Source organism: Rhizobium sp. GR12 (genome assembly GCF_036596185.1).
GTDB classification, from domain to species: domain Bacteria; phylum Pseudomonadota; class Alphaproteobacteria; order Rhizobiales; family Rhizobiaceae; genus Agrobacterium; species Agrobacterium nepotum.
In genome coordinates this window covers 18,954-33,152 of sequence record NZ_JASXTH010000004.1, presented here as the reverse complement: position 1 = coordinate 33,152, position 14,199 = coordinate 18,954, and the positions used below count along the sequence as shown (strand labels likewise).

Below are 14,199 nucleotides of genomic sequence, written 5' to 3'. Positions count from 1 at the left end.
GGGATGCGGCTGGTCGTCACCGGAAAAAACGGTCAGGTTGTCAGCGCTCTACAGGCTCTTGCTGATGATAAGTTGGAGATTGTAACCTTGGGTCGGCCGGAACTCGATCTTGCTCGACCCGAAACGGTAGCTAGGGCATTGCGTGACGCAAGGCCCGATGTGATCGTGTCAGCGGCAGCCTATACCGCTGTCGATAAGGCGGAAAGCGAACCGGACATTGCTTTTGCCGTCAATCGGGACGGAGCAAGAGCCGTTGCGAAGGCAGCAAATGACATCGACGTTCCTATAATCCATCTTTCCACCGATTATGTGTTCGATGGCACCAAAGCCGCCGCTTACGTCGAAAGCGATCCGACAGGCCCAAGCTCCGTCTACGGCCGCTCAAAGCTCGAAGGTGAACAAGCGGTCTCCGAAAGCACCCGCAATCACGCCATTCTGCGAACCGCTTGGGTTTATTCGGAATATGGCAGCAATTTCGTAAAAACCATGCTTCGACTGAGCGAGAACCGTGATGAAATCAATGTGGTGGCGGACCAGTTCGGATGCCCCACTTCAGCAAACGATATCGCCGCTGCGATAGTGGCGATCGCAAAAAAATTTGTAGAAGACCCCTCCACCCATTATCGCGGCGTTTTCCATCTATCTGGAACAGGCGAAACGAACTGGGCGGACTTCGCGAAACAGATATTCACTTTCTCTGCGGGAAACGGCGGAAAGTTGGTGATCGTCAACGACATTACGACCGCGCAATACCCTACCCCGGCCCGGCGCCCAGCAAACTCCCGTCTTGATTGCAGCAAGCTGGAAGACGTTTACGGGATTAAATTGCCGGAATGGCAGACATCAACGCGCGCCGTCGTGGCCGCCCTAGCGCAGAGCAAAAAGGAAACGCCATGAAGGGCATCATTCTTGCCGGAGGTAGCGGAACCCGTCTGCATCCGATGACATTGGCGGTCTCGAAGCAGATCCTGCCGGTCTACGATAAGCCAATGATCTATTATCCGCTAACCACGCTGATGTTGGCCGGCATTCGTGAGATCCTCATCATCTCGACACCGCATGACATGCCGCTTTTCCAGAACCTTCTGAAAGACGGTTCCCAATGGGGCCTCTCGATCGAATACGCCGTTCAGCCAAGCCCGGACGGGCTTGCCCAAGCCTACATGATCGGTGCCGACTTCATTGGTGGTTCCCCGTCCTGCCTGATCCTCGGCGACAATATCTATTACGGGCACGGACTGCCGGAGCTTTTGCAAGCTGGTACGGACGTCGATGACGGAGCAACCGTTTTCGCCTATCACGTGAACGATCCCGAGCGTTATGGTGTAGTAGAGTTCGACGGCGAGATGCGTGCGCTATCTATTGAAGAAAAGCCCGCAAAGCCAAAATCGCACTGGGCCGTGACCGGTCTGTATTTTTACGACGCCGACGTGGTCGACATCGCCGCCAATCTCAAGCCTTCCGCGCGAGGCGAGTATGAGATAACGGACGTGAACCGCATTTATCTGGAACGCGGCAAGCTGAAAGTATCCATCATGGGCCGTGGTTACGCTTGGCTCGACACCGGAACGCCAGACAGCCTGCTTGAAGCCGGGGAATTTGTGCGCACCTTGGAAAAACGTCAAGGTTTCAAGATCGCCTGTCCGGAAGAGATTGCTTTGAGCAAAGGATTCATAAACAAATCACAATTTTCCGAAATCGCGGAGAGTGCCGGCAAGGGTGATTATGGCATTTACCTGCGTAAACTTGCAAATGTATGATCCAGCGAGGGGAAGTCGATCGATAGGGGCTGTATGATGCTGTTCTCAAATCGGATTTAGGTATCAACAATCAATGTATCAATTAAAAACGCTGGGGCTCGAACCAGGCTACTATGATATAAGCGTCAGCAGTAGATCTGATTTAGACGCAGTTGAGATTGCCGATCCGGACAATGTGGAACGCTGCTGTCGTTTGGACTTTAGATCAGGCCAGACTCATTATAAGTTACACCTAAAAAAACCGCTACATAATATAGTATTTAGCACGCAAAACGAAACACGAAATCCTGAAAATATTCCCATTCTATTTTCCAAAACCTCGAAGAGCTCGTTCGAATTTCGGAAGATATTACTCGCAACACAAAAGCACACACTCCAAAGCTTCGGACCTGGAGAAAAATTACTGTGCCTGGAAAGCAATGCTTGCGATAGGGAAAAGGCGGCATTTGCGAATGTCGAATATCGCTACATGCATTTATATGGCCTTGACGATGTCTCGAAAGATCGAAATGGCTGGCAGTGGCTCGACGAGGGCTGGCCTATCGGCGACAGAAGAGAAACATACGCTGGAAAAATTCAGAGCTGCATCTATGTGCATTTGCATTACATTGAAACGTGGCCGGAATTAAGAGCGATCATACTTGAGGATTGCCTTGGACGCGATATTATAATAGGCCTTACGTCGCCGAACGTAGAGCTTCAGATAGAGATCCTGAAAACCTTTCCGAATGCGACTATCGTTGTTACAGAAAATCGCGGTAGAGATGTGGGTCCTTTTATGGAACTTCTGAGACAGGGAAGTTTCGATAAATACGATGCCGTCTGCAAAATACACGGGAAATTGTCGCGGAAAGATGGAAAACAGACGAAGTCGGGTACGCGAATTCGCCGCTATATATATGCAAGCCTGCTACGAGATGGTGCACACAGCCGCATACTTGATTTGTTTGAAGCAGTGCCTGACCTCGGCGTCGTTGGCCCAAAAAATCTGAGTTTACCGAAAACCGATCGGTCAGTGGCCCCATATCTGAAGGGCGAACTGAAGCAGATAAGAAAAATTTCGAAGCGCACTGGGCTATCGCTCGAGCCCAATGACATACAGTTCTTTGTCGGCACGATGTTTTGGTTTCGTCCGGCAGCTTTCCACATAGTTCGTGAAGCCGATATTGGTCTCCGAGACTTCGATCTCGAAAATGGTGCAAAACGCGGAACGCTACAACATGGCCTCGAGCGTATGTTTTCTGTATTTGTCCGCCAAGCTGGTTATAAGATTGGCACGTCTCAACCGGCCATGAAGGCCGACGGAACACATCACACTGTAGAATTCCTCTGATGCCTAACGAATTTCCGATTTCGGATATCACAGTCATATCAGTTTGTTACAAAAGTGACGCGGTGATCGAGCAGATGATCGCCTCAACCCCTGTTGAAACACCAATTATTCTAGTCGATAATGGGAAAACGAACAAGTTTCCGTCTTTTTCTGCGGAACGCCATATACATATCGAAACTCTGGAGCGAAACGAGGGGTTTGGCGTCGGCTGCAATGCTGGTGCTGCAGCGGCGACAACCCCTTGGCTGCTTTTCCTCAACCCGGATGCAAAAATTCATTCTGGCGCTTTAGAACAACTCTTATCGGCGGCTCATCGATATAAAACCGCATCCGCCTTTAATCCCCGAATAGAAAATAGCGATGGTTCAGCTTATTTTAAAAGGCGATCATGGCTATTATCGCGGAACCGATACATGCCAAAGGGCTGGCCGCCTACGGATTGCGCTATTCCCGTGCTAAGCGGAGCCGCTATTTTCGTTTCGAGGGAGCTGTTTCTGAAAGTGGGCGGCTTCGACACCAAGATTTTTTTATATCATGAAGATGATGATCTCTCTCTCCGACTGGCCGAGTTAGGGCCGCTTATGTTTGTACGCGATTCAGTCGTCACCCACGCTAACGGCAACTCCACGGTCCGTTCACCAGCGGTAGCTCGATTTAAAGCATTTCATATGGCGCGGTCACGAATTTATACAGGTAAAAAACACAAACGACCGTATCCTTTTTTATCAACACTTGTCCAAGCGCTTCTTCTACTTTTTTCTCCGCTTGTGCTCGTTTCGGCAAGACGTCGCTCCAAAGCACTTGGCTTTCTGATGGGCTGCATTCGCTATAAGGATATCAAAGAGCCGTTCAGGCAAGTGAATACAAAATAAAGCCGCACTGAACGAACTTTTGAATTCTACAGCAAGATTACTCCACCCGAAGTGAAACCGCGTGCGGCGCTTCCTTCGAAAGTTGCAGAACAATCGCGTCTAAATCAAAGCCATTTTGGACCAACAATCGTCTCCACCCGGCAATATTCTCGTTAGTGGGATTGTCCCTAAGCAACTGGACTTTCACAAATGGATAGCCCTGTTGCAAAATCTCCCGCCATAAATTGATGGATGGGTTGATACGTCGCCCCCCCAATCTTCGATCGGAATCGAACAAAGCACCGCAACGAAGGCCTGCGCTTTCATACTTGGCTGTCATAGCGACTTCATAAGCCGATATAATTCGGAACTTGTCCTTCCAGGAAACAACCTGATCCCAGAATTTTCTTACGGCCGGACTATCAATCGCAGCTCGATTTAACCTGATGAAAAAGCTTTGCAGATGAAAATTCTCCATTTCACATCCCGTCAAGCCGGTAACATCGAACGCCGATCTGTTCAGCTCATCGATAATTCGCGGCAAACGGTCTTCCGCTACGAAGACACTATCGTTTGCCATCAGAAGCGAATTCGCATCCCACAAATCAGGATACAGTTTGAGCGCCGTAGCCCACAAGGCAAAATCGTAGCCGCTATTTTCTCTCGCAGCAAATGCATCACAAGTATCAACACCTGGATCTATAGAACCCGAGACATCGCCGGTCGCAACTCCCAACGCAAAAACATGCAAGCCTGCAGAACGCAGAGCCCGCATATAGCGGAGAGCATGTAAAGAGAATGCCCCAGACTTGTTTAACAAACCAACAAAAAGACAAATGTCCTTTCCAGCAGGTGAACTAAGAGTTCGACCAACCACAAATTTGGCATCATCCAAACTCTCATATTGCAGAATATGGGATTTTTCTGCGGGCATCTCTGCAACCAAAGCGCCCGTTCGCCTGACCAACGGCAATATAACTAGTTCCAATAGCCTCTCATTCACGAGACCATTTCCTAAATCCTCTGCCGAAAAATTTAGGGCCTTCAGAGCGACGAGAGACGATTTTCTTATCAACATGCACCTAGGCAAACGGCCAGCGGATGTGATTTCAACAGCATCTATGCCAAGGGCTTCCAGTATTTTTTCAAGTCTTCTGCCATTGCTCCAAGAAACAACGACCCTGCGACTATCTGCAATGCCAAATACAGCACCAATTGAAGGATTGGATCGCAGGAGATCCCATGCCGGACCGCATTCTTGTGCGGGATCGCCCATAACTTCCTTCGCCCAAACACAAAGTGCGGCTTGGCACTGGGGGGATAGGCCCTCACCATTTAACAAGAAGATGAAACCATTATCAGTACAGTTATCGAATTTGCGCGCAAACTGTGTCGCGAGACTCGTTAACATATCCTCTTGCAAGATTTTTAAATCTCGCGCCAATAACGTGATCGCTGCTCCTTCCCTAATTCGCAACGCTGGAACGACGTCCTGATCCAAAGCTTGCACGCTCCGAAAAAAGGAAAAACTCAGAATTTCCTGGACTGAAACACCTGGTAATCGGAGATCAACTTTCCTCAGCTTGCGGCGAGTCAGAACACTGCCGAGAATTTGCTTCTTCCTGATGCCAAATGACCTGATACCCCGGCGTCGTATGAGTTTACCCTCTACAGAGGAGTCGGCGGTTATAGTCAATTTAAGGCGTTTCGTATTGCAGCGTAGAAAATAGAAATTTTTCTCATAGCGCGGCATAACGTAGTAATTATATGCCTCACCCTCAGATTCGATACTAAAGATCAACATATTGGCATTTTGGCAATTCAAGGAAAGATAATATTTTCCCGGATCGGAAATAGCGAACGTCAATTTGTTCATGTTACTTTCCGATAAGATATTCGCCTTCGATGCCAACTCAAAATCCCTACACCCTTGAACTCTGCCAGTGCCCTCGATGCAACCATCGTCCAACAAGATGCTTGCACCAACTGCGCTTCCGCCGCAACTTTCATGCGACCTTGTGGCCACCTTGACGGAGCCGATTCAATATCAGCTCTTCCACGCGTTTAGCCATACCAAGTTCGTCAGGCATTCGCGCTGTAAGTTCCAGTCCTTTTTGCGACCGGCTGGACAGGTCATCCGCGTTTTTCAACAACGCTGCCATCTGTCTTGCCATGATCTTCGGTTCCGGGTCTGCCAAAAGCGCGATATCGTTTCTGCCATCGTAGTTAACTTCGTTCCCCGCCCGATCAAGATCGACCACTGGCGTACCACACGCCATCATTTCATAGGGAACCAAGCTGGGATTGGTGGTTGAAAACACAACACCCAAATCCGCATCGGAATAAGCCTGAGCAAGGTCATGAATGGTTGGCATCAAACCTTTCAGTGTGATCGGAAAGCCAAGTTGCGCCTCATCCACATTCCGAGCACCATAGAAAATGATTTCAACATCCGGCATCAGACGGTGGAACTCCGACAACATCGCAACACCTAGCTCATAGCAACGGCGCGGCATATCTGGCTTAGCGAAGAATATAATATTCTTCTCCGTTTTTTGACGCTGACGAGGGAAATAAACATTTCTGTCGATCGGAAATTCGAAAAAGTCGACCACAGCATTAAAGTCTTTTCGGAGGACATGTGCGCACCATGGCCCTGACGAAATACCGTAAAGTCCTTTTCGGTAAGTGTTCTCGGCTAGGATATATTCCGTGCCCATGGGAGCAAACATCGGCTCAAAATCCTGAATGAAATACATTATTTCCCCGGTCATGCCCTGCGCCTCAAGCGCGGTGTACACGGTAGACCAATGCGTCGCGAACAGAACATCGGAGTAGCGGAAAACTCCGTCATAAACTTTTATTTGGCCTTGGAAAGGATAGAAATGTTCGTGCAAAAGCGCCCGTATTTCGGCTGCGCTCTCATCAACGCCTGTGAAGATCAGCCCGACGTCATGGCCAAACTGCTCAAGGAAATATGCCGCACGAAGGATGTTGCGGTGGCCTCCCCCGCCCAAAATCAGCCCTGGAATGATCCAGTCGATTTTTTTTCTGTCCTTGTTCACCGACACGGCCTGAGGAGATAGAGAAACCTCCCTAAGAGGCAAAACGTCCATTAGTCGCGTGCGAAGGGCATCTTGGCCCCATTTGGACAACGCTGCCTGTCGCGCGCGCTCCCCAATCCGTTGCCTCAGAGAGGCATCCTGCAGCAACATCCGCAGCTTTTCGTACCATTCGGCCTCATTGGAGGCGAGCATCCCGCTCATTCCATCAACGACGGCAATCTCGTAAGGTTCGGTTTTCGATACAACGCACGGAATATCGAGAAGTGCGGCCTCGAACCATTTAAGTTCGCTCTTCGCCTGATTGAAAGGATTACCGATGACAAGAGGTGCAATGTTTATATCGCAACGCGCCAATTCTTCCTGCATTTTTTGATAGGGCATGAAGTCGAGTCGCTCTACTCGCCCAGAGAATGAATCAAAACTTGGCGGTAGATCCAACTCACCAACGATAAGAAGGCGCAGTGAGGAAAACTCTCCAAGAAGTCGGAGAATAGCTGGAGCTGCCACCGCGAAATCTTGGTTATGCGTGCGTGAGCCTGAAAAATATCCGATCTTCAGAAAGTCTCGTGCCTCTTTCTGCTCCTGTCGCAACACCTCCGCCTTTTCCAACTGAATGCGATTAAAGGTGTTCGGCACAAGGTATGCTGGTTTACCGAGTGAGGAAAGCGCATCGACCAGCGGTTTAGTTGATCCGATAACAGCATCGGTTTCGAGGAGAAACGCCCTATATCGCCGAACACCCTCAATGTAAATGGCGCGTTCAGACTCAGGCAAAAGCTGAAAGCCGTCGATTTGATCTACCAGATCAGGTTCAAATACTAAATCATCAATATCAAAGAAGGTTTTGATCGAATGTCGCCTTGCATAACTAATGCAGGACACAGTCAGATGGCTTTCCGGCGTTCGGAAAAACACGATAGCAGTAGGACGCCATCCATGAGCCTCAATACGACCCATGTGCTCTTCCCGCAGCACTTCAACCCGATAACCGAGGCTTGTCAAAGCTTCCACGGCGTTGAAGACACGATACCGTTTGGACTCCCCTGACCAACATCCAATAACATAAACTACGTCCGGGCCAGGCCCGGCCTCAATTCGCTTCTTAGATGAAACGGAAAGCTTGGCATCGGAGGAAAGCGGAAAGGACGGAGAGGACTGCAATGCCTTTCGTGCCCGCCTTTCTTTTCGGTACCTAGCAGAAAATGTACGCAAGAAGAACCTGTTCGCCTCTCGAAATGGCGAGGTAATCTTCCAACTCAAGGAAGAACGCATCTCCTGGACACGTTCAGAGAGCCGGGTGACATCTTGCATCAAGGCCGTCTCGGTGGGCCGGAGCGCAAACCTGGCTTTCATCTCCGCCATCGATTCCTCTTTTTGCGTAATCTGAGCCTTCATCTCCACAATCGAGCGCTCTTTTTGCGTAATCTGAGCCTTCATCTCCACAGTCGAGCGCTCTTCTTGCTCAAGCTGCGCCTCCAAATCGACCCTTCGACGCTGCAGAATATCAACATCACGCTCCAGCAGCTTGACGTAGTCTTCGTTATTCAGAACGGAGATATTCTCGATCGAAGCGATAGTTTCAGGTGCGCCGTTCGTTGCTACGCCGATGATGTAGTCGGCAGCATCCAAATCGAAGGCAGGATGCATGAAACTTGGTTCGACCAGAACACCGGGAAGCTGGTGAGCGATGATCGAACCCATATAATTGTTCTGCTGAAAAAACCGCGCGTTGCGGAAGAGAGAACGAAATTTGTTCTCGAATTCGTCAGCAGCGAATTCGTGAATATGAAAATCGTTTCTTTTCTCTTCAAGCGCCCGCGGGGTGGACATCACCAGAATGCCGTCTTCCGCGAGGCAGGACATGATACATTCAAAGGTCTTGTCAGGATTGGGAACGTGCTCGATCAGTTCGAAGCAGACAATCAGATCAAACTTTTCTTCGTATGAAAACGCGGTGGCATCACCGGTTTCAAAGCTGATGGATGGCCGAGCGTAAAAAGTCCTAGCGTGTTCAATTGCCTCGGCTGACAAATCGAACGCGGTGACCGATTCAGCGCCGGCATCGGCCAGAATCGCTGAGCCGTATCCCACACCACAACCGATATCGAGAATTTTGGCGCCCTTCGCAAACTTCGATGCTAGCTTATAACGCGCAGAATGCTCCATATACATCTTGTCCGCAAAAAGCGGCTCGCAATTTTCCGCGCCGGGCACGATACGCTCACCCGTAAATTCCAATACCATCAGCGTACTCCAAACCAGCAATTATTATTTTATTACAGTCCAATGACCGCTTATACAGGGCAAGTGGAAAGGGGTCCCGCTAACTGCCCGCACCAGCTTTCACGTCTAGCAACTCGACTCTTGTTTGTCACCATTTACTGGAGTCCTCGCGATTACCCATTAACACCTAATATTGGATAAACATTATGGATTGTGACGTGCTGCACTTCGTTGGCAGAGGGATGATGCGCAAATGGTAGAAGCCCTGAGACTATAAGAATCCACTTCAACCGTTGCCTGGTTACAGCACTCAACGCATTGAGTTCGCAACTTTTGAATGCTAGCGTCCCGCAGGAACGGGGAGCCATCATGAATTACGACTACTTTGACGCCGATTATTTCCAGAACGGTCACAAGAAGGGCACTGTCTACAACAATTATTTGGAGGTCGCGCGATCAGCTGAGATTTATAAAGAAATATCTCGCCTAATCCACACTGTTTTCAGACCGAGGCGCGCGCTTGAAATCGGTTGTGCAACCGGTGTTGTCGTTAAACACTTGAATGAACTTGGCACCGAAGCGCATGGTATCGATGTTTCTTCTTGGGCTGTCGAAAATCGCGAGCATTATAACGTCCTGTTAGCCGGGGCCGAGAATCTGCCGTTCCCTGAAGGCCACTTCGACTTCATTTACTCAGTTCACTCACTCGAGCACATTCCCGAGAACCTAAAGATTGAGGCCTTCTCAGAGCTCAAACGCGTAAGTGGGCCAGCCGTTCATTTTCATATGATGCCGATAGTTGGTGAAGGACCGTACTCGGGGGAACGAGAAACCGTGCGTTCGAGACTCCGCAAAGATCCGACGCATAGCCTATTGGAGGACATGACTTGGTGGCGGAAACAGTTTGAAGAAATTGGATTTGACGCCGTAAACGCGTCACTGTCCTTCGCTCATGAAAGTGGGACAGTCGATCTCGGAGTTAGCCAAGTCTTGTGTGCCAATTACAATTTGAATGGCGAATTGTTCGACAGGATTAGAAACTGGAATGCCTACGTAGTAAACGAGTTGAGGTCGAATTACCACTCGGCCCGATTAGGCGCACATATCCCGGTTGAGTCACCGTGGCGCGACGTGACACTGACGATGACCGGTGAGTGGAACGACGTCGTTTTCGAACCAGCGAATCTAGTCATAGGCAGGGCTTCTGTCATCACTGCAAAAGTATCCATTTTCGGAGATGAAGGTTCAGCGCTTCGATTTTGCTTCGTGACGGAAGATGGCGCTGAGGCGGATTTGTGGCGTGAATTCCCGCCAGGAACGAGCGTTTTTAGTTTTCATCTTTCGGATTTTTTCTCACGGATTGGTTCAATCGCTCAGTCACCAATAAGAAGGATTTACTTTGGCGGAGTAGCGCGCAGCGACGCCAGCGTCGCTTTGTCTATTAGTGAGAATGGACGTTCGCTCTTTTCGACATGACCAATTGTCTAAGATTTTCGTTGAATGAAACCCGTCTCGCAATCCGGAAGCACGGGCGGGATTTTTTAACCATCCTACTTGAAGAGACAGGCTAGCGTGATGAGTAATCTCACGGTGGAGCTTTGCAATTACCCACATCTGAGCGTCGCTGGCATTTCGGTTCCGAGGCGAATGTCTGTCAGCCGGCTGAGGCCGCGCCAGACGACCGTATTTCCCGGAGGCGGATCTGATGTTCTTGCAAGGTAACCGTGTTGCCCGCCCTGACGGTGGAAGCGACGGCGCTCTATTGGCGGGATGCTGGGCGCATAGTCGACGCCGGTTTTACGAACTGCACGGGAATGACAGTTCCAAGGTGGCAACGGCGTCGCCCATGTCCTTCCGCCGCCAGCAATTCCGGCGAATAGGCTATTCTTTCGAACGATTGCCTGGGGCCGGATGGCGCACTCGACGATGTTGGTGTCTATCTCGATGCGCCCATCATGGAGGAACTTTTCGAAGGCTTCCCGCCGATTAAGGGCATAGCGAATTGCTTCGGCGAGCTTTGATTTTCCAGAGATGCGGGGCAGCGTGTCGTGCCAGAGTTTGCAGAGATCGGCAACGACTGCAGCGGAGGTCTCCTGACGGGCGGCAACGTGAACACCGTCGCGGCGAAATGGCCGATGAGGATATCGCCCTCCTCAACATTTGTGTGGAGAAAAACCGATAGGCGGCCTTTGTGTTGGCCCAGTCCTGGCAGGCGAAAGGAATAGAGCCGCCCATGTGCTCTCCAAGCTGTCGTAGTAGTTCTGCGCAGCGTCGTCCAAGGCGAGCATCCCTGAAAGACCCCGCGTCAATTTCCTGCTTGCTCCAATGGCCGTCATTATCAGCCATCACATCGTCTCGAACCGACATAAAGCACCGCCTAAAAAGAATCAGGTGCTCGATACAGAATCACAAGTGATTCTTTCGATTCAAGATTTCAGCGAAAATTTTTCGAAACGAGTCAGCTATTTATGGGTAATTGCAAGCTTCACCCTAGGCTTACGAAATACACGCTATTACTTAGTATGCTTTCAAAACCACGGTGTCTCGGATTTTGAACTGACCTTCAAACTCGACCTGATGAATTATCTTTTGTTCAAGAATGTAGCGTCCAGATCGAGCCATGTACTCGTCCGTAGGCTCCTGCACCCCCAGAAAGGCCGGAGCATCGATATGCGCATACTTACCGAACAGCATGCAAGACATTTCTGAATCGCGCTTCTTAAAGAACTTGCAGGCGCCGATCTTTTTTTGACCTGCCAAAATCCTCGATAGACCGAATTTGCGATTGTGACGCTTCTGTTGCTCAAGCGTGATGATATTGGCGATGCCCTTCGCAGTCAGCGAACTATCGTGGAACATCACGACGCAGTCACGCCTCATGTGTTCAAGAAGATAGACAAAATCTCTGAATACCGCTTCGTCCGTGTGTTCAGCGTCAATGAACCCTAGGTCAAACTCAGACTGCGATACGGGAAGGCTCTCAATCGAACCATCGAAGGTTTTAAGCTTCGTGGTGGGCAGGCCGTTTTTCTGAAGATTATCGATCATCGTCTTGCTGGTTATCCCGGCATAGTCGTACTTTGGGCCGCGCTCGTCTGGCTGCTGGCGCTCACGGTCATCAACGGAAAGGACACTGATGCAATCTTTCGCCACGAGGAAAGGTGCAAGCGTGCCACCCAAGAATGATCCGAGCTCGATGTAGGTGAACGAACCGGACTTTTCCGATATCAGGTTGATGATGTTTTTCAGAAATAGCTTGTCGGTGTCGGATGTCTGCGAAGCGATGGGGAACAATTTCCCAATTTCGCTCGTGTCATGAATGTTTCTGGTCAATTTGGCCCCCGAAAGTAAATTTGCGCGACAGTAGTGAGTGGCAGGGCCGAGTGCAACAAAAGAAACCGGTGTGCAGAGACTTCTTGACTTTGCTAGAGGAACAGCGGCAGCAGCGCGCCTTGACCTTGCGCCGAGCAATGTGGTGAACCTGGGAGGTAATCCCCCGTTTTTAACGGGGCTCGTCAGTAGAATTCACGCGGCCATTTTCAGTTTCTGTGCGGACGTTATGCCGCCGATGCCCATATTGGGCCGTTCGTTGTTGTACGTCCATAGCCACTGCGTGGCGAATTCCTGTGCCTCCTCAATGCTTTCAATGATGTATTGGTCGAGCCATCCATGTCGGACGGTGCGGTTGTAGCGCTCGACATAGGCGTTCTGTTGCGGCTTTCCGGGCTGGATGTGGCTCAAGGCAATTCCTTGCGTTTCAGCCCATCCCATCAATTTGCCACTGACATATTCAGGTCCATTATCCACACGAATGGCGAACGGTTTGCCGCGCCACTCGATGATCTGGTTCAGACTGCGGACGACGCCTTCAGCAGGCAGCGAAAAATCCACTTCTATGCCCAATCCCTCGACGTTGAAGTCGTCCAGAACATTCAACAGCCGGAATTGCCTACCGTCTTCCAAACGATCCGCCATGAAATCCATGGACCAAACCAGGTTCGGTGCTTCCGGCACGGTCAAGGCATCGGGCTTGTCCCGCTTCAAACGCTTGCGTGGCTTGATCCTGAGGTTCAATTCCAGCTCGCGGTAGATGCGGTACACGCGCTTGTGGTTCCAGCGATGTCCCCGGACATTGCGCAGGTAAAGAAAGCACAGGCCGAAGCCCCAGGTCTTCTTCGCCCTTGTCAGCCCGATCAGCAGATCGGCGATCTGTTCGTTATCGTCGTTCAGCTTGGCGCTGTAACGATAGCAGGTCTCGCTGACACCAAAGGTGCGGCAGGCAAGTGCAATGTTGACGCCGTGTAACGCCACCGCTTTCCCGGCCATCTCCCGTCGTTGAGATGGCCGCGTCACTTTTTTCCAGAGCCTCTTTCAGCAACTCGGCTTGCATGCTCATCTCGGCATATATCTTTTTGAGCCGCCGGTTCTCGTCTTCTAGAGCCTTCATCTGGCTGATCATCGACGCATACATACCATTTATAAAACGACGCCGTGCTCATCCCGTGTTCCCGGCATAGCTCCGGCACAGGAACGCCGCCTTCTGCCTGGCGCAGGATGGCAAGGATTTGTGGTTCGCTAAATCTGCTCGTCTTCATCAAAAATCTCCTCGATCATTAAGCCCGAGAAAATTCTACTTTTGAAGCCCGTTAATTGGCGGGGGGATTACCGGAAGAGTGCATTGGGCCATGTCGGCAAGCCGCCCCTTACACTCTGACCGGCTGCCTTAGAGTTTCACGGCGAATCTTGTCGATCTCAAGCTTCAACCGCGCGATCAACTCCTCTGAATGCGATACGACTGCCTTTGCGCTGGCTGCTCAACCTCGGGCAGCACGCCAAGCAGTTCCTATGCCACCAGTGCAAGCGCATTGGCAAAGTCAACCGGAAGCTGTTCGATCGCATCGCTCATGACGGGATGGAATCATATTGGGCCCAGCTATTCCAGCGTTTTGTTCACTCTGAAATTGACT

General features: G+C 50.4%; 8 protein-coding genes and 5 pseudogenes. 6 read left to right on the top strand and 7 right to left on the bottom strand.

The features are described 5' to 3' along the window. Positions 1–3: 3 nt before the first annotated feature. The 4 genes from rfbD to QSK43_RS08015 all read left to right on the top strand — a co-directional run bounded on the left by rfbD (position 4) and on the right by QSK43_RS08015 (position 3,965). Entirely contained in the window at positions 4–897 is an 894-nt protein-coding gene (gene rfbD, locus QSK43_RS08030; protein ID WP_332303004.1) for a dTDP-4-dehydrorhamnose reductase, read from the top strand. Further along, a complete protein-coding gene (gene rfbA, locus QSK43_RS08025; protein WP_332303003.1) occupies positions 894–1,760 on the top strand; it encodes a glucose-1-phosphate thymidylyltransferase RfbA in 867 nt (288 codons plus the stop codon). Before rfbD ends, rfbA begins: the two co-directional genes overlap by 4 nt. A gap of 73 nt (positions 1,761–1,833) precedes the next feature. Further along, positions 1,834–3,093: a rhamnan synthesis F family protein gene (locus tag QSK43_RS08020; protein ID WP_332303002.1), complete on the top strand. Its 1,260-nt coding sequence runs from the start codon at positions 1,834–1,836 to the stop codon at positions 3,091–3,093. Continuing rightward, the gene (locus QSK43_RS08015; protein WP_332303001.1) at positions 3,093–3,965 is read left to right on the top strand and encodes a glycosyltransferase family 2 protein; all 873 of its coding nucleotides are present in this window, start codon (positions 3,093–3,095) and stop codon (positions 3,963–3,965) included. The genes QSK43_RS08020 and QSK43_RS08015 overlap by 1 nt, the downstream gene beginning before the upstream one ends. Before the next feature lie 37 nt (positions 3,966–4,002). Here QSK43_RS08015 and QSK43_RS08010 read toward each other — a convergent pair whose 3' ends face one another. Continuing rightward, the gene (locus tag QSK43_RS08010) at positions 4,003–5,820 is read right to left on the bottom strand and encodes a rhamnan synthesis F family protein (RefSeq protein ID WP_332303000.1); all 1,818 of its coding nucleotides are present in this window, start codon (positions 5,818–5,820) and stop codon (positions 4,003–4,005) included. 130 nt (positions 5,821–5,950) lie between these two features. Further along, positions 5,951–9,253: a rhamnosyltransferase WsaF family glycosyltransferase gene (locus QSK43_RS08005; protein WP_332302999.1), complete on the bottom strand. Its 3,303-nt coding sequence runs from the start codon at positions 9,251–9,253 to the stop codon at positions 5,951–5,953. 348 nt (positions 9,254–9,601) lie between these two features. On the opposite strand from QSK43_RS08005, the gene QSK43_RS08000 reads away from it, so the two are divergent. Both QSK43_RS08000 and QSK43_RS27145 read left to right on the top strand, forming a co-directional pair. Beyond that, positions 9,602–10,708, top strand: a complete 1,107-nt coding sequence (locus QSK43_RS08000) for a class I SAM-dependent methyltransferase (RefSeq protein WP_332302998.1) — start codon at positions 9,602–9,604, stop codon at positions 10,706–10,708. Between the two features lie 244 nt (positions 10,709–10,952). Beyond that, positions 10,953–11,069 (top strand): annotated as a pseudogene (locus QSK43_RS27145) (IS66 family transposase); the annotation flags it as partial. A 1-nt stretch (position 11,070) separates the two neighbouring features. Here the strand turns inward: QSK43_RS27145 and QSK43_RS07995 are convergent. From QSK43_RS07995 to QSK43_RS07975, 5 genes and pseudogenes are all read right to left on the bottom strand, one after another. Then, positions 11,071–11,340: pseudogene (locus QSK43_RS07995) on the bottom strand (IS66 family transposase); the annotation flags it as partial. Positions 11,341–11,452: 112 nt separating this feature from the next. Next, positions 11,453–11,578 (bottom strand): annotated as a pseudogene (locus QSK43_RS27140) (transposase DNA-binding-containing protein); the annotation flags it as partial. A gap of 171 nt (positions 11,579–11,749) precedes the next feature. Continuing rightward, positions 11,750–12,565, bottom strand: coding sequence for a class I SAM-dependent methyltransferase (locus QSK43_RS07985; protein ID WP_332302996.1), 816 nt, complete (start codon positions 12,563–12,565; stop codon positions 11,750–11,752). Between the two features lie 192 nt (positions 12,566–12,757). Continuing rightward, a pseudogene (locus tag QSK43_RS07980) lies at positions 12,758–13,827 on the bottom strand (IS3 family transposase). A 74-nt stretch (positions 13,828–13,901) separates the two neighbouring features. Then, positions 13,902–14,138, bottom strand: a pseudogene (locus QSK43_RS07975) (IS66 family transposase); the annotation flags it as partial. Between the last annotated feature and the right edge of the window lie 61 nt (positions 14,139–14,199).